We start from the raw sequence: 24,817 nt of genomic DNA, 5'->3' as shown, positions 1-24,817 counted from the left end.
CCACGAGACTCGACGGGCAATCGGCCGCGCCACGAAAGGGGCGGGCCGCCGCCCGTCCCGGCGCCCGTCGCCGGTCACGGACAGGCAACAAACTGCGGCGCGACGGGCGCGGCCGCGCATCGGAGACACTCATGCAATCTGCCGTCGTCGGCGCGGTGCGCGCCGCCGCCAGCCGCTACCGCTGGACCGTCTGTGCGCTGCTGTTCTTCGCGACCGTCATCAACTACATGGATCGCCAGATCCTCGGCCTGCTCGCGCCGATGCTCCAGCACGACATCGGCTGGAGCCAGGTGCAGTACGGCCGCATCGTGATGGCGTTTTCCGCGTTCTACGCGATCGGCCTGCTTTGCTTCGGTCGCATCGTCGACTGGCTCGGCACGCGCATCTCGTATGCGGTCGCGATGCTGGTATGGAGCATTGCGGCGATGCTGCACGCAATGGTCGGCTCGGTGATGGGCTTCGCGGCGGTGCGCGCGTTGCTCGGGATCGGCGAGGGCGGCAACTTCCCGGCCGCGATCAAGACCACGGCCGAATGGTTTCCGCGCCGCGAACGCGCGCTCGCCACCGGCATCTTCAACTCGGGAGCGAACATCGGCGCGGTGTTCGCGCCCGCGATCATCCCGGCGATCGCGGTGGCCTACGGGTGGCGCGCGGCGTTCGTGATCGTCGGCGCGATCGGCATCGTGTGGCTCGCGGTGTGGCTGGTGCTCTATCGCACGGCCGACACGCGCGCGCTCGCCGAGGCATACGACGAGCCGCGCGACGAAGTCGAAGCGCTCGACGCGGCGAACGTGAACGCCGGCGCGCCGCGCTGGGGCGAGCTGATCCGCAAGCGCGAGACGTGGGCGTTCCTGATCGGCAAGTTCCTGACCGACCCGGTGTGGTGGTTCTATCTGTTCTGGCTGCCGAAGTGGCTCAACGAGTCGCGCGGGATGGACATGCAGCATATCGGTCTGCCGCTCGTGTGCATCTATGCGCTGACGACGGTCGGCAGCATCGGCGGCGGCTGGCTGTCGTCGGCGTTGCTGCGCGCGGGCTGGAGCGTGAACGGCGCGCGCAAGACGGCGATGCTGATCTGCGCATGCTGTGTGCTGCCGATCGCGTTCGTGTCGCAGGTGCAGAACCTGTGGATCGCGGTGCTGATCGTCGGCCTCGCCGCGGCCGCGCACCAGGGCTGGTCGGCGAACCTGTTCACGACGGCGTCCGACCTGTTCCCGCGCCGTGCGGTCGCGTCGGTGGTCGGCATCGGCGGGATGGCCGGCTCGATCGGCGGCGTGCTGTTCTCGGAAGTGATCGGCCAGGTGCTGCAACGCACGGGTCACTACTGGGTGCTGTTCGCGATCGGCGCGCTGGCCTATCTGCTCGCGCTGGCGGTCATGCACGTGCTCACGCCGAAGATGAAGCCCGCGAAGCTCGACGCGTGATTGCATGTTGGCAAACGAACGCGCCGCCCGGAGGCGGCGCGTTCTCATGTGCGGGGCGCGCAAGCGCTGGGTGTCGCAGCGGGCGCGTGCGTCAGCCGACCGCGGCCGTCGATGCGCGCATGATCAGCCGCGGCTCGAACGTCGAATAGCTTGCGTCGGTGCGCCCGGCGAGCGCGTCGATCAGCTTCTGCATCGCGAGCTCGCCCATGTTCTCGCTCTGGATGTCGATGGTGGTCAGCGCGGGCGCCGCGTATTCGCCGTACGGCACGTTGTCGACGCCGGCGACCGACACGTCGCGCGGCAGCTGGAAGCCGAGCGACGCGGCTTCCTTCATGAAGCCGAGCGCGATCAGGTCGTTGTAGCAGATCACGGCCTGCGGACGCTGCGGTCCGAGCATCACGCGCGAGCACGCGCGCTCGCCGGCCTCGGCGGTCGGCGCATGGGCATCGTGCACGTCGAGCGTGAGGCCCGCCTCGGCGAGACAGTCGCGCGCGCCCTGGATCCGTTCGTCGTTCACGCGCGCCGGCCCGAAGCCGAGGTACGCGATGTGCGTATGGCCGAGATTGAGCAGGTGACGCGCGAGCATGTAGGTGGCGAGCCGGTTGTCGATGCCGACGCTCGGAATCGGCAGGCCGGGGCTGCGCCGCAGCAGCACGAGCGCCTTGTGCAGGTCGAGCATCCAGCCGGCTTCCTCGTCGGGCATCCGCGTGCTGACGATCAGCCCGTCGACGCGCTGCGCGAGCGCCTCGATCAGCGAGCGTTCGCGCGCCTGACTCTCTTCGGTATCGACGAGCAGAAGCGTGTAGTCATGCTGGAGCGCGACGCGGTTCGCGCCTTTGACGACGTTCGTGAAATACGGGTTGCTGATGTCGAGGATCACGACGCCGATGGTGCGCGTGCGTCCGGTGATCATCGAACGCGCGAGCGGGTTCGAACGATAGCCGAGCCGCTCGATCGCTTCCTTGAGCCGCGCCTCGACGGCCGGCGAGAAGCGCTGCGTGCCGTTAACGTACTTGGATACCGTCGCGACCGACACGCCGGCTTCCGCCGCCACGTCGCGGATCGTCGGGGAAATTTTTTTCATGAAGAGGGTAACGTTTTCGTTCCGTTGCCCCGGATTGTGGCAGAAAAAGCCGGCATCCGGCCACCGGCCCATATCGGGAAAGTTCGGATGGGTGCGAGCGGGTTCAAGCATTGACGGTCGGCTTTTGTCCCGCGTATAGTTGGAAAACGTTTTCCGCTTTCGGCCGATTCCACCGACTTCGGGCAACTTCCCGGACACCCTTCAGGACAGATTCAAGGAGACTCGATGAACGCCTCATCCACCGGCGCACGCAAGCCGTTCGGGCGCCTGCTGCTGACCGGCGCGGCCGGCAACCTCGGCCGCCAGGTGCGCGGCGCGCTGGCGAACTGGGCCGACGTCGTGCGCGTGAGCGACATCGCCGCGCTGGACGACGCGGCCCCGCACGAAGAAACCCGTGTCGTCGACCTGGCCGACCGCCCGGCGGTGATGGAGCTCGTCGACGGCGTCGACGCGATCGTCCATCTCGGCGGCATTTCGGTCGACGCGCCGTTCGACGATCTGGTCGATGCGAACATCACCGGCACGTACAACCTGTACGAAGCTGCGCGCAAGCACGGCGTGAAGCGGATCGTGTTCGCGAGCTCGAACCATGCGATCGGTTTCCATCCGGTCACGGAAGTGCTCGATGCCGATTCGCCGCTGCGCCCGGACAGTCTCTATGGCGTGACGAAGTGCTTCGGCGAGTCGCTGTCGCGCTACTACTTCGACCGCTTCGGGATCGAGACGGTGTGCCTGCGGATCGGCTCGTCGTTCGAGGCGCCGAAGAACCCGCGCATGCTCGTGACGTTCCTCAGCTATCGCGACTTCATCGAGCTCGTGCGCTGCTCGCTGCTGACGAACCGCGTCGGGCACGCGATCGTCTACGGCGTGTCCGACAACCCGGTGAAGTGGTGGGACAACACGAAGGCCGGCTTCCTCGGCTTCCGGCCGCAGGACAGCTCCGCGCAGTTCGAGGGGCTGTTCCCGCTCACCGCGCCAACCGCCGACTACGACGATCCCGCGCAGCGCTACCAGGGCGGCGGGTTCGTCGTCGGCGAGCCGATGGAGCGCAACGCGAAGTAAGCGCCGCGCACGGCGTGGCTCAGCGCAGGATGTCCGTCGCCTGGTGCCGTTCATCGACGCCGTCGATCAGGATCAACGGGCCGCTCGCGTGCCGCGCGCGTAGCGGCTGGATCTGCTGGTACGCGTCCGATTCGTACCAGGCGCGGGCAGTGTCGAGATCGGGAAACGCGATCGCGATCAGGTCGCCGCGCCACACGCCTTCGCGCACGTCGGGCCGCGCGCCGTGAATGACGAAATGGCCGTCGAACGGCGCGAGCGTGCCGTCGATGCGCTCGAGGTAGTCGACGATGTCGTCGCACATTTGAACGTCGTGCAGGTGGGCGATGGCGTAGGCGGTCATGGCGGGCTCCGTTGCGTCGATGCGATGTGTCGTCGATTCGTTGATCGATGCGGCCATGATCGGCGCGCGGGCGGCGCGCGTCGATTACCTGCGACGTAAGCAAATCCATCCGGCCGAGCGCGATGCCGGCCGAGCGCGTCACGCACGCTTGCGCATCGGCCGCGGGCGCGGCACCGCCTCGGGTGCCGGCGCCGACTCGGCCGCTTCCTTGCCCAGCTTGTCGAGCATGCGTTGCGCGGCGCCTGCGCAATCCACGCCGGCCGGCTTGCTCGCGATCTCGTCGATCAGCGTTTCGAGGCTGCGCCGGTTCTGCGCGAGCCGCTGTTCGAGCAGCGCGATTTCGTCGACCTTGTGCCGCAGCGCGTGCAGCAGTTCGTCGCGCGGCCAGTCGCCGAGATCGGGCGGCAGCAGCGCGCGGATCTCGTCGAGCGCAAAACCCGCGCGCTGCGCGCGGTCGATGATCGCGAGCCGCGTCAGCGCTTCCGACCCGTATTCCCGATAGCCGTTCGCCTGCCGGCGCGCCGGTTCGAGCAGGCCGCTCGCTTCGTAGAACCGGATGCGCGACGCCGCGATGCCGCTGGCGCGCGCCAGCTCGCCGATTTTCATGGGGTGCTCCAGGGGCTTGACCTTGAAGCTGACTTTAAAGTTATGGTTGGGCATCGTCAATCGAGGATGTCCACATGAAGCTGTTCGCGCCCCTCACACTGCCCAATGGCGCGGTGATTCCCAACCGGCTTGCCAAGGCCGCGATGGAGGAAAACATGGCCGATGCGGATCACGCGCCGTCCAACGCGTTGCTGCGCCTGTACCAGGCGTGGGCCGACGGCCGCGCCGGCCTGATCCTGACCGGCAACGTGATGGTGGACGGCCGCGCGATGACGGGGCCGAACGGCGTCGTGCTCGACAGCGACGCGCATCTCGACCGCTTCCGGCGGTGGGCGCAGGTCGCGCGCTCCGGCGGCGCGCACGTGTGGATGCAGATCAACCATCCGGGGCGCCAGATGCAGGCGGCGCTCGGCCAGACGACGGTCGCGCCGTCGGCCGTGCCGCTCGCGCTCGGCGCGCTGTCGAAGCAGTTCCCGGTGCCGAAGGAGATGACGGAAGCCGATATCGTCGACGTGCAGCAGCGCTTCGTGCGCGCCGCGCGGCTCGCCGAGCAAAGCGGCTTCACCGGCGTGCAGATCCACGCGGCGCACGGTTATCTGCTGAGCCAGTTCCTGTCGCCGCTGACGAACCGCCGGCAGGACGCGTGGGGCGGCCCCATCGAGCACCGCGCGCGGCTGCTGCTGGATATCGTCCGGGCCGTGCGCGCGACGGTGTCGCCGGCGTTCGTCGTATCGGTCAAGCTGAATTCGGCCGACTTCCAGCGCGGCGGCTTCAGCGCGGACGATGCGAAGCGCGTCGTCGAACTGCTGAATCCGCTCGGCGTCGATCTCGTCGAGCTGTCGGGCGGCAGTTACGAAGTCCCGGCGATGCAGGGTGAAGCGCGCGACGGCCGCACCTTGGCCCGTGAAGCGTATTTCCTCGAATTCGCGCGGGACATCACCGACGTCGCGGCCATGCCGCTGATGGTGACGGGCGGGATCCGGCGTCGCGCGGTGGCCGAGCAGGTGGTCGCCAGCGGCGTGGCGATGGTCGGCATCGCGACCGCGCTGTCGATCGATCCGAACCTGCCGCGCGACTGGCAGGCCGGCAAGGACAGCGCGCCGGCGCTGCAGCCGATCCGGTGGAAGAACAAGGCGCTGGGCGCGCTGGCGAACATGGCCGTCGTGAAGTTCCAGCTCGCGCGGTTGAGCGCCGGGCGGCGCACGCATCCGGGCGTGTCGCCGCTGCGCGCGCTGGTGTCGCAGCAGATGGCCGCGCAGTGCCAGACGCGGCGCTACCGCAAGTGGATGGCGGGGCGCGCGGCGCGTTAGGCGTGAGGGCGATGCGTCGTGCGGCCTGATGCCGGCTCAGACCGGATACGCATCGTCGACCTTCAGGTTCGCGAGCCGGAACAGCGTGCGCAGCGTCTGCGGATGAATGTCGCGGCGCGCGGCGAGCGACGTCAGCATGAAGTCGAGCACCTTCGCGTAACGCAGCAGCACGAGGCAGCGCGCGAGGTCCGCGTTGCCGCCGCGCATGCCTTCGGCGAAGTGGACCATCTGGGTCGACAGCGAGCGCGCCATCTCGAGTTCCATCTGCTGTTTTTCGGTCCATTCGAGCTGCGGCTGTTCGAGCAGTTTCGCGAGAAAGAGCTGGAACGACGCATCGGATGAGTTGGGCAGCGCATCCATGGGGAGCCTCGTTGCTTGCGTGGATCGTTCGGGCGTATCCGGTGGACGGATCCCGATCCGGTTCATGTCCGCGCCGACCGGTGACGCGGGTGTCACTGCAATGCGGATGCAGGTTTCGTACCAGCGGCGTGATCCGATTGTCGAGCAACGTTGACGCGGGGCGCGGCCGCGGTCATCGCGTCCCGCCGGTGCTGGCTTGCATGGAAAATCGACGAAGGGATTCATACGCCGCGCGTGGTCACGATCGACCGCACGTCAGGGCCCGGACGGATGAAATGCTTCAGCGATGTAACGTAACGCGGCGTTGAAACCGGTTGCGTGTTTCGGTCGACGGATCGCCGGAATGTCGCGACGCCTGTGTGTCGGCGGCGCCCCATGGCCTCGGGCGGCTGCGTGGCGCGCGCCGCGACCACGTCCGCCGCATCGTCGAGTGCCGCGACGCCTGCGCCGGATGTTTCATATCCGAGACGTTTTCGCGCGCGGCGATCCAGATGCATATGCAACGGACCTCGCCCGCGCGATCCAACTGGCCCTGCGAATAACCGGACAACTGTCCATGGGCAGCCGCGCCGTGTTTGCGAACAATCTCCGCATCATCCCTGCGAGGTTCGACATGAGCGTCCACGCCTTCTTCTCGGCCAACCTGCTGCTCGCCTACACGGCTTATTTCATCGGCACGGCCAGCCCCGGCCCGAGCAATCTCGCGATCATGTCGGTCGCCGCGAACCATGGCCGCAAGGCGGCGCTCGCGTTCGCGCTCGGCGTCATCTCGGGATCGATGTTCTGGGCGACGGTGGCCGCGCTGGGCGTGTCGGCGGCGCTGCTCGCATGGTCGAAGCTGCTGGTCGCGATCAAGCTGTTCGGCGGCGTGTATCTGCTGTGGCTCGCGGTCAAGTCGGGCCGCACCGCGTGGTCGGCCAGTGCGGCCGATACGCTGAAGGCGGCGCCCGAGCAGAAGCTGTCGCGCCTCTACGCGCGCGGCGCGATGCTGCACCTGACGAATCCGAAAGCCATCCTGGTATGGGTATCGATCGTCGCGCTGTCGTCGAACGGTGCGGGTGCGTCGCACGGCGCCGTCGTGCCGGGCTGCATCGCGATCGGTTGCGTGGTGTTCGGCGGCTATGCGCTGGTGTTCTCGACGGACGGCGCACGCCGGCTGTACGTGCGCGGCCGGCGTGCGATGGAAGCGTGTCTCGCGGTGGTGTTCGGCGTGGCGGGCGTCCGGTTGCTGGCGTCGAACGTATAGGGCGGCGCGTCGCGAAACGGCGGCGCGCGCATCGACGCGCTAACGTTCCCGGTCCGCGCGTGGCGCGCACGCGCAAGAAAGCCGCTGCACCGGCGCGGGCAGCGGCTTGTTCCGGGCACCGCGCTTCAGAAAATAAAGCCGGTGTTGATGAACTTCGAGTGGTGATCCGACACGATCGAATCGAGCAGCTGCTTGCTGCCCTCGGTCTGCTTGGCCGCGACCATCGAGCGGATCGAGAACGCGCGCAGCGCATCGGTCACCGACAGCGTGCCTTCCGCCGAGTCCTTGCGACCCGCGAACGGGAACACGTCCGGCCCGCGCTGGCACTGGCAGTTGATGTTCACGCGGCAGACCTGGTTCACGAGCGGATCGACGAGCGCGCCGATCTGCGCCGGATCGGAACCGAAAATGCTGACCTGCTGGCCGTGGTCCGACGTCGTCACGTAGTCGAGCGCGGTTTCCACGTCGTCGAACGTCGCGACCGGAATGATCGGCCCGAACTGCTCCTCGCGATACAGCTTCATGCCTTCGGACACCGGATAGACGACGGCCGGGTAGAACAGCGTCTTGCTGAACTCGCCACCCGAGTGGTTGACGACCTGCGCGCCCTTGGCCTTCGCGTCGTCGATCGCGTCGGTCATGTACGCGGTGCGATGCATGCCCGGCAGCGGCGTGATGCTGACGCCTTTCTCCCACGGCATGCCGATCTTCAGCTGTTCGAGCGCGGCGGTGAAGCGCTTCAGGAATTCGTCGACGATCGAACGGTGCACGAGCAGCATCTTCAGCGCGGTGCAGCGCTGGCCGTTGAACGACAGCGCGCCGAGCAGGCATTCCTTCACGGTGAGGTCGAGATCGGCGTCGGGCAGCACGATCGCCGCGTTCTTCGCGTCGAGGCCGAGGATCGCGCGCAGCCGGTGCGACTTCGGGTGCTGCTTCTTCAGGTGGTCGGCCACCTTGCTCGACCCGATCAGCGCGAGCACGTTGATCTTGCCCGACGCGAGCATGTGCGGCACGACCACCGCGCCCGGCGCGTAGATCGTGTTGATCACGCCTTTCGGGAACGCGTCGCGGAACGCCTCGAGCAGCGGCTCGAACAGCAGCGTGCCGTACTGAGGCGGCTTGAACACCACGGTGTTGCCCATCAGCAGCGCGGGGATCAGCGTCGCGAAGGTTTCGTTCAGCGGATAGTTGTACGGCCCCATGCACAGCACGACGCCGAGCGGCGTGCGGCGGATCTGGCCGATCGTGCCTTCCGCGATCACGAAGCGCGAGTTCGCGTTGTCGAGCTCCTTCAGCGCGTCGATCGTCTGCGTCATGTACGTGACGGTGCGATCGAACTCCTTCTGCGAATCGGCGAGGCTCTTGCCGATCTCCCACATGATCAGGTTCACGACCAGCTCGCGCTGCGCGACCATTCGCTTGATGAAGTCCTGCATGCACGCGATGCGCTGCTCGACCTTCATCGTCGGCCACTCGCCGCGGCCCGAGTCGTACGCGCGCACCGCGGCGTCGAGCGCCGCGTCGCTTTCCGTCTCGCCCATCACCGGATAGCTGCCGATCTCCATCTGCGCGACGCTGCCGTCCGGCTGGCGCACGCACACGGGCGACAGCACGGTCTTGGTCGTGCCGTCCCACGGGCGCAACTCGCCGTCGACCAGCGAGACGCGCTGATGGATCGGGGCGGCGAGCCGGAACTCGGCGGGGATGTCTTGATAGTCGGGAAACAGCTGCTGCAGGGAGGCGGAATCGGGCATGACGGTCTCGTTTGACAGGTGTCCGGGAAGGACGGGCGATGCGGAATCCTGAGCTGAATGATCCTCGATCCTTGAATCGGCATGATGACGCGCGCACGACGTGACGTCACGCGGCGTCACGCGACGGCATGGCCGAAACACGGACTGGAACCAGTTCCATTAAAAAGGAACGCCGAGCCGATTGCAACATTTACCGAACGCGATCGTTCGGTGCGTAAACGTTTTGTAGGATTGTTTCCAAATGCCGGAAATAAGCCGCTCGGTGCGTGCGCAAACGTTTCACGACGGCCGGTTTGGGCGGATAATGGCCACGCGCGGCACAGAAAAAATTGCCCCGGGACCTGAGAGAAAACATACGCAGTGAAGAAATGAGAGAAGGTGCCGCCGCGCTGCCGAAGCGAGGTCGGCTGCCCGGAGCGCCGGGTCGGGGTTGCCCGCCCGGCGCGCACCGGACCTGTCGCGGTGCGCCGCGATCATTCGACGTCTTCGTCATCCTCCGCATCGAGATCGTCTTCCTCCCCGTCCCGCCCCGGCGCCGCATACGCGCTAGCCTGTTCCAGCAACCACGCACGAAATGACTCCAGCGGCTTGCTGTGGCTGAGCTCCGTCGGATACACGAGGTAGTACGCCGAATCGCCGACCGTCGCCGCGTCGCACGGCACGACGAGGCCGAGCTGCTGCAGCTGTTCCTCGACGAAGAACTTCGGCACGAGCGCGATCCCGAGTCCGGCCGCGGCCGCGCTGATCAGCATCGTGTGGAGTTCGTAGCGCACGCCCTGCATCGTGCGGATGTCCTCGACGCCGTGCGTCTCGAACCATTGCGCCCATGCGCCGGGGCGCGTCGTCGAGTGCAGCAGCGGATACGCGAGCAGATCCTCCACGCGTTCGACCGGCCCGTCGAGCAGCGCGGGCGAGCAGATCGGCACGACTTCCTCGCCGAACAGATAGTCGGACGACGTGCCGGGCCAGGTCGGCTTGCCGTAATGGATCGCGGCTTCGAAGTGCGTGTCCTCGAACGAGAACAGGTCGGTGCGGCTGCCCATGTTCACGCGCACGTCCGGCGTGCGGTCGTAGAAGCTCTTGATGCGCGGGATCAGCCAGTGCGACGCGAAGGTGGGCAGCACGGCGAGCTCCAGGTAGCCGCCGCCGCTGCCGTGCGCGATGATCGACAGCGTGTCGCGATCGAGCGCCTCCAGCGCGCGCCGCACCTGCGTGCCGTATAGCTTGCCGGCGCGCGTGAGCACGACGCGCTGCTTCACACGTGCGAACAGCCGCACGCCGAGGCTCGCTTCGAGCGTCGCGATCTGCCGCGATACCGCGCTTTCGGTGAGGAACAGCTCCTTCGCCGCGTGCGTGAAGCTCTCGTGGCGCGCCGCGGCTTCGAAAGCCACGAGCGCGCCCATGTTGGGGATCTTGAATTTGCGCATGATTTTGTCTGACGAAGGAACCCGCCCGAAGCGGGCCGGCGGACGAGGGCGGGAACCGTGAATAATTCCAAAAACTCATCACGTGTCAATTTAATCTCGCTTTACGCCCGGCTGCAACCCTTTGAATAATGCATCCCACGCAAGGTCAGGCGCCCGTTGGGCGGCCGGCCAGCCGAGATGCCGGCACGTTTGCCGGTGGTCCCCCGACACGAGAATCCTGATGCGCAATCCGAATATCGAGAGCCTGCTGACGAAGCTGCTGGGACAGGCGAAGACCGACGCCCTGTTCGCGACCCTGAACATGCCGGCCATCCTCGACGAATGGGAAACCGACGTCGTCACGCGCGCGGAAATCGCCCAGGCAATGAACATGGCGCTGTTCGAAGGGCTGCTCGAACGTTCGGCGAACGGCCGCGCGTATACGGCCGAGGCAATCGAAAACGGCGGTTCCGTCTACTTCGACCACGGCGCGCTGCGCACGGTGCGCTGGCCGCACACGGGCGCGCTGCCGCCGGGCGAAGCCGCGTTCACGCGGATCCTGCGTCCGCTCGGCTTCCGCCTGAACGGCCGTTATCCGCTCGACAAGCTCGGCATGACCGGCCGCGCCTACGCCCATGAAGACGCACCGGACGAGATCGCGCAATTCTTCGTCAGCGAACTGCATCCGGAACGTTTCTCGAAGGAATTCCAGCAAGCCGTGACGAACGTCGTGAGCTCGTCGCGCGATCCGCTGTCGCCGGCGGCCGTCGCGCTGCTGTGGGAGATCGAGCGCGAAGGCTGGCTGTCGCTCGACGCCGCGCATGCGCTGCTGCCCGAGATCGTCGGCGCGTTCGCGCGCCAGCACGACCTGCCGAACGAACTCGACTACGAGACGCTGCTGCTCGAATCGGCCGAGATGGCATGGATCGCGACCGAAGGCAACGCGTTCAACCATGCGACCGATCGCGTGAACGACGTATTCAAGCTGTCCGACGACGAGAAGGCGAAGGGCCGGCCGATGAAGCCGGAGGTCGAGCGCTCGCGTTCGGGCCGCGTGTTCCAGACCGCGTATCGCGCCGACATCGTCGAGCGCGAGTTCCGCACGCGCGACGGCGGCACGGTGAAGCGCAACGTGCCGGGCTCGTTCTATGAATTCATCACGCGCCGTCGCACGTTCGACCAGGCGGCGCGTCGCTGGGTGACGGACCTGCGTTTCGATGCGGGCAACGCGCAGGGCATCTTCAAGATGACGGCGAACGCGGCGAAGTAAGCACGACGCACGCAAGACAAACGGGCCGGTGGCTGATGACAGCCGCCGGCCCGTTTGCGTTGCATGGGCGCCTCGCGCGTCAGAACAGATGCGTGACCAGGTAGAACAGCACCAGCACGCCGATCGGTATGCCCAAGAGCCATGCGATCAGATACTTGCCCATGTCGTTGTCCTCCGCGTGACCGCAACGCAGGACGCGTCGCGGCGGTGTGAGGAGACTGACGCGTTACAGCTCGCGATCGAACTCCTTCATTTGCTTCTCGGCTTCGTCGCGCGCGATCCCGTAACGCTCCTGGATCTTGCCGACCACATACTCCCGGTTGCCTTCGGCGACGGCCAGGTCATCGTCGGTCAGCTTGCCCCACTTGGCCTTCAGCTTGCCCGACAACTGCTTCCACTGACCCTTGATCTTGTCTTCGTTCATGGTGTGCTCCTGTCGTAAAGGGAGAAAAGTGCGGCGCTAGGCCGCGTGACACCTCAGGCCTTCGCCTTCAGGCCGGATGCGTCGACGTGCTTCACGCCCTTGACCGAGCGTGTCACGGCGATGGCTTTCTTTACAGCGATCTTCGAATGCAGCACGCCCGTCAGCGTGACGACGCCGTCCACCGTCTTCACGTCGATGTCCGTGCTCTTCACCCCTTTGGTGGTCGCGAGTTCGCTCTTCACCTTGGTCGTGATCCATGTATCGGTCACGGGCTGGTCCGATTCGGCCTTCATGGATTTCTCGGTCGACGACGCCTGTGCGTGCACGTTCGTGAGCGGTGCGGCAGCGAGCAGGAAGGCCGCGCTGACGGCGAGCAGCGTCGAAAGGTGCGAGGTCTTGTTCATTGATGTTCTCCTTCGATTGGCGTGAGTGAATGAATGTGAATGGGGATCGCGCGGCGAGTTATCGCGCGATCGGCGTGTCGTAGCCGGGCTCGCGCGGCGGCATGTCCGGGCGCGGCACGTCGGGCGGCCGTGGCACGGGTGGATCGGTGCCAGGCGACGGTTCGGGCGGATGGTCCGGAGCCGGTTCGGGCCGCGTCGGATCAGGTGTCTGATGCAGCTTCATCGGGTGGTCCTCCTCTGCTGTAGGTCAGCGCGTGAGCGCCGATGCAGTACCAGCGTACCGGCGCGAACGCACGCACACATCGCGCAAATTCACCGGGTTGCCTAGTGCGTTTGCACGGGGACGGAACGGGCGCGCGGGAACGGGAAATGCGCCGACAGACGGCGATGCGGAAGGACAGGCGCGGGTGCCGCGCTGCGCGCGGCTTGGCGGGATAGCGCACGCTGGCGGCGCGGCACGCGAATGTACTATTGCGCGTGATGCATCCGCGCGTGCCGAGCGCATCGGCGGCACGCGACCATCGCGACAACGTGCCGGGCCGGCGCATGTCGGCGCCTCATGGCGCGGATGCGGCCGAACCGGCAACCATGCAGACGACGTGGACGACCCTTCAATGGACGATCGAGTAAACGAACAGACGCTCAAGTCGCATACCGACCGGCGTCAGCTGTATCAGATCATCGCGGGGCTCACCGAAGGCGTGATCCTCATCGAACCCGACCAGCGCATCGTGTGGGCGAACGAGGCCGCGCTCGCGATGCACGGCGTCACCGAGCTCGACGCGCTCGGCGCGGACGTGACCGAGTATCGCGAGCGCTTCCGGCTGCGCTACCGGAACAACCATCCGGTGGGCGACGGCCACTATCCGATGGACCGCGTGATCGCGGGCGAGGAGTTCAGCGACGTGACGGTCGAAGTCGAATCGGCCGCCGACGAGAACGTGAGCTGGGTTCACCGGATCCGCAGCCTCGTGCTGACGAACGCCGCCGGCGAGCCCGACTGTCTCGCGCTCGTGCTGCACGACGCGACCGAATGGGCGAGCGCCGAGGAGCGCTTCGAGCTCACGTTCAACGCGAACCCGGCGCCGGCCGTGATCTGCCGGCTCGACGACCTGCGCTACGTGAAGGTCAATCAAGGCTTCCTCGACATGACGGGCCACGCACGCGACGACGTGCTCGGCCGCTCCGTCTACGAAGTCGATGTGCTCGATCAGGCCGAGCAGCGCGAGCTCGCGATCGAGCGGCTCGGCGAGGGCGCGACGATCCCGCAGATGGAGGCCGTGCTCAAGCGCGCGGACGGCGGCACGAAGGCGGTCGTCGTCGCCGGGCAGCCGATCGACATGAACGGCGAAGCGTGCATGCTGTTCACGTTCATGGATCTCGAGCCGCGCAAGCAGGCCGAGCTCGCGCTGCGGCAGAGCGAGGAGTGCTTCGCGAAGGCGTTCCGGATGGCACCGGTCGCGACCGCGATCGTCACGGCCGACCGCTTCGAGCTGCTCGACGTGAACGATGCATTCGTCGGGATGGCCGGCCATGCGCGCGACGATCTGCTCGGCAAGTCCGCGGACGAGATCGGGCTGTGGGCCGAACGCGGCGCGCGCCAGCGGATCGACAGCGAACTCGCGCGCGACGGCAACGTGCGCAACGCGGACGTGCAGATCCGCACGCGCGATGGCGACGTGCGCGACTGCGTGGTGTCGGCCGAACCGGTCGCGATTCACGGGCAGGATTGCCTGCTGATCGCGTTGCTCGACATCAGCGATCGCAAGCGTACCGAGATGGAGCTCGTCTACGCGATCGAAACCGCGATGCAGGATGCGTCGTGGTTCAGCCGCACGCTGATCGAGAAACTGGCGAACGTGCGGCGCGCGAATGCGCCGGACGCGGGCGCGCAGCTATCGGATCTCACCGCGCGCGAGCGTGACGTGTTCGACCTGCTGTGTCACGGCCTCGCCGACAAGGAGATCGCCGGCCGCCTCGGGCTCGCGCCGAACACGGTCCGCAATCATGTCGCGACGATCTACGCGAAGCTCGACGTGCATAGCCGCGGCGAGGCGATCGTGTGGGCGCGCGAGCGCGGGATCGTCGGCGCGGCCGACGCGAACGGCGCGCGCGGCGAGAAGGGTGCCGACAAGGGCGGCGCGAACGGCAAGGACTGACGACGCCCGGGCGCAGGCCGTCTCCCCCATCGGTGCGAATGCACCATGCAGGCTGGTGCATCCGCATCTGCCGCGCGCGGCGCGCGGCTGCGATCCTGTCCACTCGGCGGTGCGGCGCGGGCTGCGGCACCGTCGGCTCTCTCCCCAATTCATTGCAGGAGACGACCATGGACAGGAATCGCATCGAAGGCAAGCTCAAACAACTGAAGGGTTCGGTCAAGGAAGCACTCGGCAAGGTGACGGGCGACCGCGAGACGGAGGCGGAAGGCGTGGCGGAACAGCAGGCCGGCAAGATCCAGGAGAAGGCCGGCGAGGCGGCCGACGAGGTGCGTCGTCATACGGGCACCGACCGGCACTGAGCGCCATTGACCCATCGCGTGATGCGTCGACACCGCATGACGCAGCGATGATGCTCGATCGACATCACCCCACGCAGCCTTGATTTGAAGGCACGTGCACGCGTCCCGCCCGATGTTTCTCCTTCCCGGTCCGCCGTCGCGCGGGCCGGCGCCGTCGACACGCATGGAACTTGATGACAATTCCTCACTACATAGTTCCGATATTTCGTTTGCTGCACGCGTATTGGCTACCCACAATCGGTTCACCTCTTTCGCGCTGACAGGTTCTTCGGAGACGGAACCGCGGTGATCGACCGGCAGGCGTTGCGCCTTTGGTGCAGCCCCGGCGACAGCAGAATTCACCGGCACGCGGGAGGTCGCCGCCGCGCGATGGTCGCGCGGCGCACCCGACCCATACAAGAAGGATTGGCCGATGACGTTCCGCATTCGTTCGCTTTCCGGCATTGCACTGACCGCCGCGATCCTCGCGTTCCAGACGGGCGTGGCCCACGCGCAGGAGGCGGTCATCAAGGTCGGCGTGGCCGTGCCGCTGACCGGCGGCGGCGCCGCTTACGGCAAGGACATCGAGAACGGCGTGCGCATGGCCGTCGACGAGGCGAACGCCGCGCATACGACGATCGGCGGCAAGCCGGTGAAGTTCGTCGTCGCGTCGCAGGACGATCAAAGCGATCCGCGTATCGGCGTACAGGCCGCGCAGCAGCTGACCGACGCGCAAGTGGCAGTCGTGATCGGCCACTTCAATTCGGGCACGACGCTGCCCGCGTCGAAGATCTACGCGAAGGCCGGCATTCCGATGATCACGCCGTCGGCGACCAATCCCGACATCACGCGCGCCGGGCTCGGCACCGTGTACCGCGTGATCGCCACCGACGCGCAGAACGCCGGCAACGCCGGCGCCTATGCGGCGAGCGTGACCAAGGCGAAGCGCATCGCGATCATCGACGACCGCACCGCGTTCGGCCAGGGCGAAGCCGACGAGTTCGAGAAGGCCGCGAAGGCGAACGGCGGCACGATCGTCGCGCGCGAATTCACGAACGACAAGGCCGTCGACTTCAGCGCGCAGCTCACGAAGATCAAGAGCACGAACGCCGACCTGGTGTTCTTCGGCGGCCTCGACGCGCAGTCCGCGATGCTGGTCAAGCGCATGCGCCAGCTCGGTATCCGCGCGCAGTTCCTGGCGGGTGGCGGCGTGATGAACGCGAACTTCATCAAGCTCGCCGGCAACGCGGCCGAAGGCGCGTCCGTGTGGGAGTACGGTCAGCCGCTGTCGCGTCTCGCGAAGGGCAAGCAGTTCGAAACGAAATTCAAGCAGAAGTACGGCGTCGACATGCTCGCGTATGCGCCGTTCGCGTATGACGCGACGTGGATCGCGATCAACGCGATGCAGAAGGCGAACTCGACGAAGCCGGCCGATTTCAACGGCGCGCTGAAGGGCACGCGCTACGACGGCATCACCGGCACGATCGCGTTCACGAACACGGGCGACCTGAAGAACCCGAGCTCGACGCTGTATGAAGTGAAGAACGCCGCGTGGCAGCCCGTCACCACGCAAACGGCGGACTGAATACCCGAACGCGCGCGGACTTTCGCGGCGACGCCCAACGTGCTGAAATACCCAAGGCGATCGGATGCGATCGCCGCGCATGTCGGGGCGATTCGCCGGGCGGTCCGCACGCACGACGCCGCGCGCGACGCGGCACGAACAACCTTCGGGCGCGGCCGGCTGGCCGCGCCTTTCACGTGCAACTGGAGTCAGTCGTGAGTTCTCAAGTCGTCATCGTCGGCGGTGGTGTGATCGGCAGCTCGATCGCCTATTTTCTGCGTGCTACCGATCCGACGGTGTCGGTGACCGTCATCGAACGCGATCCGACCTATGCGAGGTCGTCGTCGGCGTTGTCGGCCGCATCGATTCGCCAGCAGTTCTCGACGCCGCTGTCGATCGAGATGTCGCTGTTCGGGATCGACTTCCTGCGCACGATCGGCGAGCGGCTCGAGGTCGACGGCACGCGGCCGTCGATCGATCTGCATGAAGGCGGCTACCTGTTCCTCGCGACGCCGGCAGGCGATGCGACTCTGCGCGAGAACCATGCGCTGCAGACGAAGCTCGGCGCCGATATCCGCTTGATGGATCGCGATGCGCTGCGCGCGAAGTTTCCGTGGCTGAACGTCGACGATCTCGTGTCGGGCGCTTATGGCGTCAGCGGCGAAGGGTGGTTCGACGGCTACGGGCTCGTGCAGGCGCTGCGCAAGAAGGCGCAGGCATTGGGCGCGCGCTACGTGCCGGCCGACGTGACCGGCGTCGTTCGCGACGGTCGCAAGGTGACGCATGTGATGACGAGCGACGGCGAGCGCTACGCGTGCGACACGCTCGTCAACGCGGCGGGCGCATGGACGCGCACGCTGTCGTCGATGATGGGCATCGACATTCCCGTGTATGCGCGGCGTCGCAGCATCTTCAACGTGTCGTCGCCGGCGCAGCTCACCGGTTGTCCGCTGCTGATCGATCCGACGGGCGTGTATTTCCGGCCGGAAGGGCGCACGTATATCTGCGGGACGTCACCGAGCCCGGATCGCGATCCCGACGATCTGCCGCTCGACGAGGTCGATCACGACCTGTTCGACGAAGTGATCTGGCCGACGCTCGCGAATCGCGTGCCGGCGTTCGAAGCGCTGCGCGTGGAGAACTGCTGGTCCGGGTACTACGAGTACAACGTGTTCGATCACAATGCGATCATCGGGTATCACCCCGAGCTCGATAACGTCGTGTTCGCGAACGGCTATAGCGGGCATGGGCTGCAGCAGGGGCCCGCGACCGGGCGTGGGGTGAGTGAACTGATTCTGGGCGGGCGGTATGAATCGCTCGACCTGTCGTCGCTCGGCTGGGAGCGCGTGCTCGAAAACCGGCCGATCGTCGAAAAGAACGTCGTGTAGCGCGGCGTGACCGCCCGGTGTGGGGTGGGCGGGATTCTCCTTGTGTCTCAATCTGATTGGCCCGGCTTTGCCGGGCTTTTTTTGTTCTTCGGGGATTATGGGTGGGGCGGGGGCGGTCGGCATTCGGGCAGTAGCGGACGGTCGCTATTGCGAATACTCGAAGAAGCTCAGTTGCACGCATGCGCTTCATGCCAACAGACCGGGTTCGGCCATATACGGTCACCCGCCCGGACCATCCCCTCGACATTGACGCGTCCGGTCCTCATCCATGAGCGGCCGTTCGTTTGGCGACGATGCAAGTCGCTTCATCTGCCTATGCGCGCGACTTTTCTTTGCGTCCAATTCCTCTTACGTGACTATTGGCAGCTAGTGCGGCTGCTATTGATCTGCGCGTTCGAACCGTTCTCAGACCGTTCGTGAAAATTTGAAGCGGCTTAGGGTTTCCGAGCTTGTTGCCACCTACTACATTGACTAAAAAAAAGTGCTCGCCACTCAACTCTTCCTGTCTGATTCGTCGGCGGCGACCCGAGCCCTCTCAAACAGCAATGTCATCGTGACCGGCCGCACTGCTGGGCCGCCCAGCACCACCGCTTTTGACGATCTCGCATGAGGTGTGTCCTTCGCCGTGCGAGGGAGGTCATCATGTGTCACAAGCAGCTAATATCCGCATGCCTGCTAGCGGCCCTCGCATCCGCTCCGACCCTTGCCCAACACGAAAACCACGCCGCTGCGGAACCGGGGGGCGGGAAGTTCGGCACCGTGAAGTTCCCCACGTCATGCAGCCCTGCGGCACAAGTCCAGTTTGAGAAGGCACTGGCGATGCTGCATTCATTCTTTTACCCTTCGACGCTCAAGGCGTTCGAGGCCGTGACCCAGATCGATCCGCAATGCGCCATCGCCTATTGGGGCTTGGCTATCGCCCAGCGGCCCAACCCCCTGGTCCCACCCTTTGACGAGACGGCACTCAAGCGCGGATGGGACGCAACGGAGCAGGGCTTGGCGCTGGGTCCCAAGACCGAACGGGAACGCGAATGGCTGCTGGCAACCGAGGTGTTTTACAAAGACTACGACAAAATCCCCCAAAGTCAGCGCACGTTGGCATACGAGCACGCGATGGCGCGCTTGACGAAGAAGTATCCCGACGACACCGAAGCCGCGATTTTCTACGCGCTCGCACTCAACGAGGCTGCGCTGCCCAGCGACAAGACGTATGCCAATCAACTCGAGGCTGCAGCGATCCTGGAGAAAATCTACCGTGTGCAGCCCGACCACCCCGGTGTCGCACACTATTTGATCCACAGCTACGACTACCCAGCGCTCGCCCAGCGCGGGCTGCCGTATGCCAACCAATACGCGCAGATTGCCCCGGCGGCGCCGCACGCCCTGCATATGCCCTCGCACATCTACTCGATGCTTGGCATGTGGGACGAATCCATCAAATCGAACCAGGCAGCGCTGACGGCGATGCAGGAAGAAACTGCCAGAAGCTGGCCAGGCGCCACCCACGGTGGGGCGCCCCATTCATGGGATTTCATGGAGTATGCCTATCTACAACTGGGCCAGGACGCGCATGCAAAACAAGTCCGCGATGAGGCCAACGCTGCGACGAAATTTCCATTTGACCGACTGGCAGTCTATACGGCGCTGGCTGCCATCCCGGCGCGCTATGCGCTCGAGCGCGGTGACTGGCAAGAGGCTGCCACGCTCGAGCCGCGTGGCAGCCGCTGGCCGCAAGCCGAGGCAATCACGTATTTCGCCCGCGCGCTAGGCTGCGCTCGCAGCGGCAAGGTGGACATGGCGCAGACCAATCTCGATATGCTCGCGCAGCAGCGTGCGAAGCTCGAAGCGGCCAAGCAGCCATACTGGGCCGAGCAGGTCCAGATTCAAATCCAGGCCGCCTCGGCGTGGCTGGATCATGTCCAGGGCAAGGACGATCAGGCGCTGAAGCAGATGCGCGCCGCGGCCGACCTGGAGGACAGCACCGAAAAGCAGGTCGCGATGGAGAACCGGCTTTACCCGATGCGCGAACTGCTGGGCGAGATGTTGCTCGATCTGAAGCGACCTGCCGATGCGCTGAAGGAGTACGAGGCATCGATGCAAGCAACCCCCAACCGCCTGCGCGGCCTGTATGGCGCAGCGAAGGCGGCAGACCTGGCGCAGGATAAACAGAAGGCGCAGCTCTACTATGGGAAGCTCGTCGCGCTTACGCAAAACGCAGATACGGTCCGGACCGAGGTACGCGTGGCCAAGCTGTACCTTGACCAGCATTAGGGCGGCCAGCGTTGGCCGCTTCACCCTTGAAAGCTGCCGCTGAGGTAGCGTCGTGTCGAACGTCGGCAACGGGTCGACTCCGGTCCGCTGATGATCTGCGAGCGCGAGCACGGATTAGGGGTGGGCTTGCCCAATCGCGCTCGCATGGGCGCGACCACCACGGCTGCGATCACTCTCGAAAGGACGGATCAAGCCCCTCGACCAATCGCATCAGCGCATAAAGTGCCCTTGCTTCATGACCCGCGTGCAAGTACTCGAACTGTTGCGCCGCGTGTTCACAAACAGCGGGTGCCGGTAAGGTCCAGTTGTTGATATTGCCTATCGGCGTGTCAAAGTGCGGGCCGAAGGGCAAACAGCCCCGGCGTGAAACACACATGAAACCGGGGCTGTCGGGTACGTCAATGCAGTTGTCGCTTTAGATCGGAAAGTTCCGAATGCATCGTACTTACTGCATTCGTGATCTTGGCATCAAGACTGCCGGCCTGTTGGCAAGCACGCTCTGCACGATCACCGATTCGTTCGAGATCGTCGACGCATTGCCGAATACGATCTTCATCGTTGGACGCCATGAGCTTCTTCGCCGATTTGCATTCCTTGTCCAACTCATCCACCCAGTTGATCAGGTCCTTTGGAATCGTCCTGTCGGCGTGACAGGTACGTGATGCCTCGCTCACGGTTTGCTGCAGATGGGTAAAGCGCTTTTGGATTTCACTGGCTTGCAACATGATGAACTCCTCCTTGAACGTCGGTTCCAGATGAGCTCAGGCAGCAGATAACTCCGGCGTCGCCTGTGGTATCGCCAGTCGCTCGCTTCAATCGGCCGGCGGCAACACTGCATTGCATCAAAGCTGCAACCGAGCCCGCGGAACGTGGAAGTTCTAGTGTAGGCCACTACCGCAGGGAGTACTAATCCGGGCAGGCCGCCAGGATGCGACATCGACGTGACACTCCGTGCACCGCCGACGGCGCAGGCTGATTGCTCGAGGCAATATCTCCTGTGCGCTCGCGCCCTGTGAGCTGCAAGGGCTGCAAAGGCTCCTTACCCCGAATACGCATGGCCTTGGATGCCGGACTCGTCGTCCCATCGGTAAGCGATCGATAAAAGACAGAAACCGGCCATCTCCGGCCGTTCGCGCGCGCTGCCGAGCGGGCATTTAAATGTCCTGTCCTATCTGCTTGGCGGACGCTCGCCACAGTGTTCAATTTGTCGCGTTGCCGATCATTGCGAACATCGCCCCGAAGAAGTCAACGTGACCGGCTCGACTGAAGGCTTCGTTTCAAGCTTGATCCGGGGGAATACAACCGAAACTGCTGGCAAAAGCGATATCAGCGCGAGGCCTGACGCGACATAGACGAACGCCTTCTACCAATGCAGCGTGCTGTCGGGCAACTTTGCGCCCGTCCACACGAAGGCAAGCAACGCGCCATTGATGGCGACGAGAAAGCCGGCCATCGCGTCAAGTACCGTGACCCACTTCCGTGAAAACTCACTGGCGCCGCTCATGCTGCTCGCGAGGGCACATCCCAACGCCACCACATAGCTCCGTCGACTCGTCGCAGAACACGCTTGCTTCCCTCCTTTATCCGTCGGCCAAGAAAAAGATAAATTTGCGCTGAATCTGTGCGCTCAAACCAGCATCGACTGCTGGGCGAAGATGCCCGCCATCGCGCCCTGCGATGATGCCTGGGTGACCGAGGGCAAGAGAGGCGTGGCAAGGTCGCCGGCGGCGTAGATGCCGGGCATGCTGGTTTGGCGGCGCTCGTCGACCTTAAGGGCGATGCCGACGGGCGTATCCACCGTGGCGAGGCCCAGCGATTCATGCAGATTTGCGGACGGCTTGTTGCGCGGATGGGCGAACAGGACGTCGACCGCGACATTGCGGCGGGTATCGAGATTGACGGTGGTGATACGGCCCTGGTGATGGGCGATCTCGACGATCCGGCCATCGACGACAGGTATGTTGCGGCGCGCCAGATCGGCCTGGATATCGGGCGCAATGTCATGACCATCGGCGAAGACAGTCAACTTGTCAGTCCAATCGCGGAACAGCCTGACAGACTGGTGCGACTGCGGGCCGGACCAAACGAGGCCCCAATGCTGGCCGGCGACTTCAAAGCCGTCGCAATACGGGCAGGGCACGATGGACGTGCCCCAGCTTTCGGCAAAGCCCGGAACATCAGGCATCTGGTCGGCGACGCCATAGCTCAGGATCAGGCGGCGCGCCCTAAGGCTTTCGTTATCGTCAGTGACGACGCAGAAATCGTCGATGGCGCCAGACACGCTCTCGGCCCGGGCATCGACCAGCCTGATCGTTGGATAGCGCGCCAGCTGCTGCCGCGCCTCGACCAGGATGTCCAGCGGCGGCTTGTGATCGTGGCCGAGCAGGCCATGCGAGTGGCCGGCAAAGCGGTTGCGCGGCCGGCCGGTATCGAGAACGGTGACCTTGCGGCGGGCACGGCCGAGCTGCAGGGCGGCGGCGAGGCCGGCAAAGCTGCCGCCGATGATGATGACGTCATTCATGGTGATCGGCTCCGGATTGTGGATGGAGGGGGCTGGGCGTGGTGTGCAATGTCGTCCGGCGATACGCGCTTGAGACGGTCAGCGAGCAGGGCTTCGGCATTGGCGAGAAAGTTGCCCATGGGTGTATTGACCGGCCGGACAATGCCGCATTCGATATCGCCGGGCGCCCCGGGGAAACCTGATTTGGACAACCGGTTGAAACCAACCCTTGGCTTGCACATTTAAGATACTGCGTGGTATCGTAGTGCAAGAATTTGAATACTGTCAAGTACTGGAATTGTCGTGACCGAAAACAGTCAGGGCCGGCGCGGCCGGCCCGCCAACGAGGCGCTTCGCCAAACGATAGTCGACGCCGCCTGCGAACTCTTTGTGGAATTGGGTTTTCAAGCGACGACCATGGACAAGGTCGCCCAGCGGGCGAAGATATCCAAGCTAAGCATCTATCGGCACTTCGAGAACAAGGAGGCGCTGTTCAGCGCGGCCATGGCGGCCCACTGCCATCAGTTTTCACCACAGGCCCTTTTTGAAGGCGTCGACGGTTCGGCCGAAGATCAGCTCATGGCGGTGGGATCATCCCTGCTTCGCACGCTGTTGAGCCCCGACGTCCGGAGTGTCGAAGCCATGGTGTTGGCCGACAAGACGAATCAAAAGTCGTTAAGCAAGCTCCATTACGAAGCCGGGCCGGCCCATGTCATCGCCCAAATCGAGGCCGTGTTGCGTCAGTTGCACGCGAAAGCGATTCTGAACGTACCCGATGCTCTCAGGTCCGCCCGCTTGTTTGCCGCGCTTTTCAAAGGATCCGATCTCCTGCTTATCGCGCGCTTCGATGAGGCGAGAGCACGGGACGACAACGAAATCGAATCCTATTGCCGCTCGGCCGTCGCCATGTTCATCGCCGCGCACGGTCGCAGCGACCACGCGCACGGGTAGCCTGGTTACGAACGGATTAGAACAAGGAGATGGCATGGCAGAGAAAAATGTTGATCAGGTAGCCGACTGGAATGGCCAAAGCGGGGAGCGCTGGGTCACTTACCAGGCCCGGCTCGATGCCATGATGGCTGTGTTCGGCCAGGCCGCGATCGAAGCCGCCGCGCCCGCCACGGGCGAACGCGTGCTGGACGTCGGCTGCGGCGCGGGCGCGTCTAGTCTGGATCTGGCCGCCCGCGTCGGCGCGGGGGGCCACGTGCTCGGCGTGGACATATCCGAACCGCTGATCCGCCGAGCGCGCGCGCTTGCGCCCCAGGATGCGCCGGCGCTGTTCCGGGTGGCCGACGCCAGCAGCGCCGAGCTGCCCGAGGGCGCGTTCGACCTCCTGTTCTCGCGCTTCGGCGTGATGTTCTTTGACGATCCCACAGCGGCGTTCGCTCATATGCGCCGTGCGCTCAAGCCGGGCGCGCGAGTCGTTTTCGTCTGCTGGCGCAGCATGGCCGAGAACTATTGGGTGCGCTTGCCGATGGGCGCGATCAAGGGCATCGTCCCGCCGACGGCGCCGCCCGATCCCGAGGCGCCCGGCCCATTCTCGTTCGGCGACCGGGGGCGCGTGGCGCGCATCCTGACGGCGGCCGGCTTCACCGATATCGCTATCGCGCCATTCGATGCTTCCATCCCATTCGGCGAGGGGGAGACGCGGGATGCGGCGATCGACGACGCGGTAGAGATGACACTCGAGGTCGGCCCGCTGTCGCGCGTTCTCGCTGATCAGCCCGACGACATCCGGGCCCGCGCCTCGGCCGCGGTTCGAGCCGCCTTCGCGGGCCTCCCAGGCGAGCGGTCGGTGATGATCGACGGCGCGGCGTGGATCGTCACGGCACGCAATTCGGCAAGCTGACAGGGATTAACAACGGAGACGCCCCCGCTCGGTGAAGCGGGGCGTCAGATTGATGTCC

General features: G+C 65.3%; 24 protein-coding genes. 12 read left to right on the top strand and 12 right to left on the bottom strand.

Annotation, left to right across the window (positions count from 1 at the left end):
- The first annotated feature begins 131 nt into the window (after window positions 1-131).
- Window positions 132-1,424: an MFS transporter gene (locus F3J14_RS02470; protein WP_166721618.1), complete on the top strand. Its 1,293-nt coding sequence runs from the start codon at window positions 132-134 to the stop codon at window positions 1,422-1,424.
- A gap of 91 nt (window positions 1,425-1,515) precedes the next feature.
- On the opposite strand, the gene F3J14_RS02465 is transcribed toward F3J14_RS02470, so the two are convergent.
- Window positions 1,516-2,619 (bottom strand): LacI family DNA-binding transcriptional regulator, encoded by a 1,104-nt coding sequence (locus F3J14_RS02465; protein ID WP_166721617.1) that lies wholly within the window; start codon window positions 2,617-2,619, stop codon window positions 1,516-1,518.
- Between the two features lie 114 nt (window positions 2,620-2,733).
- Between F3J14_RS02465 and F3J14_RS02460 the strand changes: the two genes are divergently transcribed.
- Window positions 2,734-3,570, top strand: a complete 837-nt coding sequence (locus tag F3J14_RS02460) for an NAD(P)-dependent oxidoreductase (protein WP_166721616.1) — start codon at window positions 2,734-2,736, stop codon at window positions 3,568-3,570.
- A gap of 19 nt (window positions 3,571-3,589) precedes the next feature.
- Here F3J14_RS02460 and F3J14_RS02455 read toward each other — a convergent pair whose 3' ends face one another.
- Window positions 3,590-3,910 (bottom strand): DUF1330 domain-containing protein, encoded by a 321-nt coding sequence (locus F3J14_RS02455; protein WP_166721615.1) that lies wholly within the window; start codon window positions 3,908-3,910, stop codon window positions 3,590-3,592.
- A 138-nt stretch (window positions 3,911-4,048) separates the two neighbouring features.
- Entirely contained in the window at window positions 4,049-4,516 is a 468-nt protein-coding gene (locus tag F3J14_RS02450) for a MerR family transcriptional regulator (protein WP_166721614.1), read from the bottom strand.
- Window positions 4,517-4,590: 74 nt separating this feature from the next.
- Here F3J14_RS02450 and F3J14_RS02445 point away from each other — a divergent pair, with 74 nt between their 5' ends.
- Window positions 4,591-5,826: an NADH:flavin oxidoreductase/NADH oxidase family protein gene (locus F3J14_RS02445; RefSeq protein WP_166721613.1), complete on the top strand. Its 1,236-nt coding sequence runs from the start codon at window positions 4,591-4,593 to the stop codon at window positions 5,824-5,826.
- 36 nt (window positions 5,827-5,862) lie between these two features.
- Here the strand turns inward: F3J14_RS02445 and F3J14_RS02440 are convergent, their stop codons facing one another.
- Window positions 5,863-6,186: a DNA-binding protein gene (locus tag F3J14_RS02440; protein ID WP_166721612.1), complete on the bottom strand. Its 324-nt coding sequence runs from the start codon at window positions 6,184-6,186 to the stop codon at window positions 5,863-5,865.
- A 613-nt stretch (window positions 6,187-6,799) separates the two neighbouring features.
- Between F3J14_RS02440 and F3J14_RS02435 the strand changes: the two genes are divergently transcribed.
- Entirely contained in the window at window positions 6,800-7,432 is a 633-nt protein-coding gene (locus F3J14_RS02435) for a LysE family translocator (RefSeq protein WP_166721611.1), read from the top strand.
- Between the two features lie 125 nt (window positions 7,433-7,557).
- On the opposite strand, the gene F3J14_RS02430 is transcribed toward F3J14_RS02435, so the two are convergent.
- Both F3J14_RS02430 and F3J14_RS02425 read right to left on the bottom strand, forming a co-directional pair.
- Window positions 7,558-9,186: an NADP-dependent glyceraldehyde-3-phosphate dehydrogenase gene (locus tag F3J14_RS02430; protein WP_166721610.1), complete on the bottom strand. Its 1,629-nt coding sequence runs from the start codon at window positions 9,184-9,186 to the stop codon at window positions 7,558-7,560.
- A gap of 473 nt (window positions 9,187-9,659) precedes the next feature.
- Complete coding sequence (locus F3J14_RS02425) at window positions 9,660-10,613, bottom strand: LysR family transcriptional regulator (protein ID WP_006749569.1); 954 nt, start codon at window positions 10,611-10,613, stop codon at window positions 9,660-9,662.
- A gap of 220 nt (window positions 10,614-10,833) precedes the next feature.
- Between F3J14_RS02425 and F3J14_RS02420 the strand changes: the two genes are divergently transcribed.
- Window positions 10,834-11,862, top strand: a complete 1,029-nt coding sequence (locus F3J14_RS02420; protein ID WP_166721609.1) for a DUF1338 domain-containing protein — start codon at window positions 10,834-10,836, stop codon at window positions 11,860-11,862.
- Window positions 11,863-12,088: 226 nt separating this feature from the next.
- On the opposite strand, the gene F3J14_RS02415 is transcribed toward F3J14_RS02420, so the two are convergent.
- From F3J14_RS02415 to F3J14_RS02405, 3 genes are read right to left on the bottom strand one after another with little or no spacing between them, the layout of a single operon-like run.
- Complete coding sequence (locus F3J14_RS02415) at window positions 12,089-12,286, bottom strand: CsbD family protein (protein ID WP_006749571.1); 198 nt, start codon at window positions 12,284-12,286, stop codon at window positions 12,089-12,091.
- 53 nt (window positions 12,287-12,339) lie between these two features.
- Window positions 12,340-12,690, bottom strand: a complete 351-nt coding sequence (locus F3J14_RS02410; protein ID WP_166721608.1) for a BON domain-containing protein — start codon at window positions 12,688-12,690, stop codon at window positions 12,340-12,342.
- Between the two features lie 58 nt (window positions 12,691-12,748).
- On the bottom strand, window positions 12,749-12,913 hold the full coding sequence (locus tag F3J14_RS02405; protein WP_166721607.1) for a hypothetical protein: 165 nt from the start codon (window positions 12,911-12,913) through the stop codon (window positions 12,749-12,751).
- 391 nt (window positions 12,914-13,304) lie between these two features.
- On the opposite strand from F3J14_RS02405, the gene F3J14_RS02400 reads away from it, so the two are divergent.
- The 5 genes from F3J14_RS02400 to F3J14_RS02380 all read left to right on the top strand — a co-directional run bounded on the left by F3J14_RS02400 (window position 13,305) and on the right by F3J14_RS02380 (window position 20,410).
- The gene (locus F3J14_RS02400) at window positions 13,305-14,849 is read left to right on the top strand and encodes a helix-turn-helix transcriptional regulator (RefSeq protein WP_166721606.1); all 1,545 of its coding nucleotides are present in this window, start codon (window positions 13,305-13,307) and stop codon (window positions 14,847-14,849) included.
- 167 nt (window positions 14,850-15,016) lie between these two features.
- Window positions 15,017-15,208, top strand: a complete 192-nt coding sequence (locus F3J14_RS02395; protein ID WP_006749575.1) for a CsbD family protein — start codon at window positions 15,017-15,019, stop codon at window positions 15,206-15,208.
- A 412-nt stretch (window positions 15,209-15,620) separates the two neighbouring features.
- Window positions 15,621-16,772 carry a branched-chain amino acid ABC transporter substrate-binding protein gene (locus tag F3J14_RS02390; RefSeq protein WP_166721605.1) on the top strand — a complete coding sequence of 384 codons (1,152 nt, stop codon included), beginning with the start codon at window positions 15,621-15,623 and terminating at the stop codon, window positions 16,770-16,772.
- A gap of 194 nt (window positions 16,773-16,966) precedes the next feature.
- A complete protein-coding gene (locus F3J14_RS02385; protein ID WP_166721604.1) occupies window positions 16,967-18,139 on the top strand; it encodes an FAD-binding oxidoreductase in 1,173 nt (390 codons plus the stop codon).
- 819 nt (window positions 18,140-18,958) lie between these two features.
- Window positions 18,959-20,410 (top strand): hypothetical protein, encoded by a 1,452-nt coding sequence (locus F3J14_RS02380; RefSeq protein ID WP_166721603.1) that lies wholly within the window; start codon window positions 18,959-18,961, stop codon window positions 20,408-20,410.
- 398 nt (window positions 20,411-20,808) lie between these two features.
- Here the strand turns inward: F3J14_RS02380 and F3J14_RS02375 are convergent, their stop codons facing one another.
- The 3 genes from F3J14_RS02375 to F3J14_RS02365 all read right to left on the bottom strand — a co-directional run bounded on the left by F3J14_RS02375 (window position 20,809) and on the right by F3J14_RS02365 (window position 22,931).
- Window positions 20,809-21,135: a hypothetical protein gene (locus F3J14_RS02375; protein WP_166721602.1), complete on the bottom strand. Its 327-nt coding sequence runs from the start codon at window positions 21,133-21,135 to the stop codon at window positions 20,809-20,811.
- A gap of 638 nt (window positions 21,136-21,773) precedes the next feature.
- Complete coding sequence (locus tag F3J14_RS35520; RefSeq protein WP_247682100.1) at window positions 21,774-21,914, bottom strand: hypothetical protein; 141 nt, start codon at window positions 21,912-21,914, stop codon at window positions 21,774-21,776.
- Window positions 21,915-22,037: 123 nt separating this feature from the next.
- A complete protein-coding gene (locus F3J14_RS02365) occupies window positions 22,038-22,931 on the bottom strand; it encodes an NAD(P)/FAD-dependent oxidoreductase (protein WP_166721601.1) in 894 nt (297 codons plus the stop codon).
- Window positions 22,932-23,213: 282 nt separating this feature from the next.
- On the opposite strand from F3J14_RS02365, the gene F3J14_RS02360 reads away from it, so the two are divergent.
- The gene (locus tag F3J14_RS02360) at window positions 23,214-23,861 is read left to right on the top strand and encodes a TetR/AcrR family transcriptional regulator (RefSeq protein WP_166721600.1); all 648 of its coding nucleotides are present in this window, start codon (window positions 23,214-23,216) and stop codon (window positions 23,859-23,861) included.
- Window positions 23,862-23,895: 34 nt separating this feature from the next.
- Window positions 23,896-24,759 (top strand): class I SAM-dependent methyltransferase, encoded by an 864-nt coding sequence (locus F3J14_RS02355; RefSeq protein ID WP_166721599.1) that lies wholly within the window; start codon window positions 23,896-23,898, stop codon window positions 24,757-24,759.
- The last annotated feature ends 58 nt before the right edge of the window (window positions 24,760-24,817 follow it).

This window comes from Burkholderia sp. Tr-862, from assembly GCF_011753085.1.
GTDB classification, from domain to species: Bacteria; Pseudomonadota; Gammaproteobacteria; order Burkholderiales; family Burkholderiaceae; genus Burkholderia; species Burkholderia ambifaria.
Note: the sequence above shows the minus strand (reverse complement) of the source record. Positions and strands in the feature narration are given on the sequence as shown.

What these genes read in the sequence shown, in the direction of transcription:
- F3J14_RS02440 (WP_166721612.1), bottom strand. Translation starts at nt 6,186, where the DNA reads ATGGATGCGCTGCCCAACTCATCCGATGCGTCGTTCCAGCTCTTTCTC.
- F3J14_RS02390 (WP_166721605.1), top strand. Translation starts at nt 15,621, where the DNA reads ATGACGTTCCGCATTCGTTCGCTTTCCGGCATTGCACTGACCGCCGCG.
- F3J14_RS02445 (WP_166721613.1), top strand. Translation starts at nt 4,591, where the DNA reads ATGAAGCTGTTCGCGCCCCTCACACTGCCCAATGGCGCGGTGATTCCC.
- F3J14_RS02430 (WP_166721610.1), bottom strand. Translation starts at nt 9,186, where the DNA reads ATGCCCGATTCCGCCTCCCTGCAGCAGCTGTTTCCCGACTATCAAGAC.
- F3J14_RS02425 (WP_006749569.1), bottom strand. Translation starts at nt 10,613, where the DNA reads ATGCGCAAATTCAAGATCCCCAACATGGGCGCGCTCGTGGCTTTCGAA.
- F3J14_RS02450 (WP_166721614.1), bottom strand. Translation starts at nt 4,516, where the DNA reads ATGAAAATCGGCGAGCTGGCGCGCGCCAGCGGCATCGCGGCGTCGCGC.
- F3J14_RS02470 (WP_166721618.1), top strand. Translation starts at nt 132, where the DNA reads ATGCAATCTGCCGTCGTCGGCGCGGTGCGCGCCGCCGCCAGCCGCTAC.
- F3J14_RS02435 (WP_166721611.1), top strand. Translation starts at nt 6,800, where the DNA reads ATGAGCGTCCACGCCTTCTTCTCGGCCAACCTGCTGCTCGCCTACACG.
- F3J14_RS02410 (WP_166721608.1), bottom strand. Translation starts at nt 12,690, where the DNA reads ATGAACAAGACCTCGCACCTTTCGACGCTGCTCGCCGTCAGCGCGGCC.
- F3J14_RS02465 (WP_166721617.1), bottom strand. Translation starts at nt 2,619, where the DNA reads ATGCTTGAACCCGCTCGCACCCATCCGAACTTTCCCGATATGGGCCGG.
- F3J14_RS35520 (WP_247682100.1), bottom strand. Translation starts at nt 21,914, where the DNA reads ATGAGCGGCGCCAGTGAGTTTTCACGGAAGTGGGTCACGGTACTTGAC.
- F3J14_RS02455 (WP_166721615.1), bottom strand. Translation starts at nt 3,910, where the DNA reads ATGACCGCCTACGCCATCGCCCACCTGCACGACGTTCAAATGTGCGAC.
- F3J14_RS02415 (WP_006749571.1), bottom strand. Translation starts at nt 12,286, where the DNA reads ATGAACGAAGACAAGATCAAGGGTCAGTGGAAGCAGTTGTCGGGCAAG.
- F3J14_RS02400 (WP_166721606.1), top strand. Translation starts at nt 13,305, where the DNA reads ATGGACGATCGAGTAAACGAACAGACGCTCAAGTCGCATACCGACCGG.
- F3J14_RS02395 (WP_006749575.1), top strand. Translation starts at nt 15,017, where the DNA reads ATGGACAGGAATCGCATCGAAGGCAAGCTCAAACAACTGAAGGGTTCG.
- F3J14_RS02420 (WP_166721609.1), top strand. Translation starts at nt 10,834, where the DNA reads ATGCGCAATCCGAATATCGAGAGCCTGCTGACGAAGCTGCTGGGACAG.
- F3J14_RS02375 (WP_166721602.1), bottom strand. Translation starts at nt 21,135, where the DNA reads ATGTTGCAAGCCAGTGAAATCCAAAAGCGCTTTACCCATCTGCAGCAA.
- F3J14_RS02405 (WP_166721607.1), bottom strand. Translation starts at nt 12,913, where the DNA reads ATGAAGCTGCATCAGACACCTGATCCGACGCGGCCCGAACCGGCTCCG.
- F3J14_RS02355 (WP_166721599.1), top strand. Translation starts at nt 23,896, where the DNA reads ATGGCAGAGAAAAATGTTGATCAGGTAGCCGACTGGAATGGCCAAAGC.
- F3J14_RS02380 (WP_166721603.1), top strand. Translation starts at nt 18,959, where the DNA reads ATGCTGCATTCATTCTTTTACCCTTCGACGCTCAAGGCGTTCGAGGCC.
- F3J14_RS02365 (WP_166721601.1), bottom strand. Translation starts at nt 22,931, where the DNA reads ATGAATGACGTCATCATCATCGGCGGCAGCTTTGCCGGCCTCGCCGCC.
- F3J14_RS02460 (WP_166721616.1), top strand. Translation starts at nt 2,734, where the DNA reads ATGAACGCCTCATCCACCGGCGCACGCAAGCCGTTCGGGCGCCTGCTG.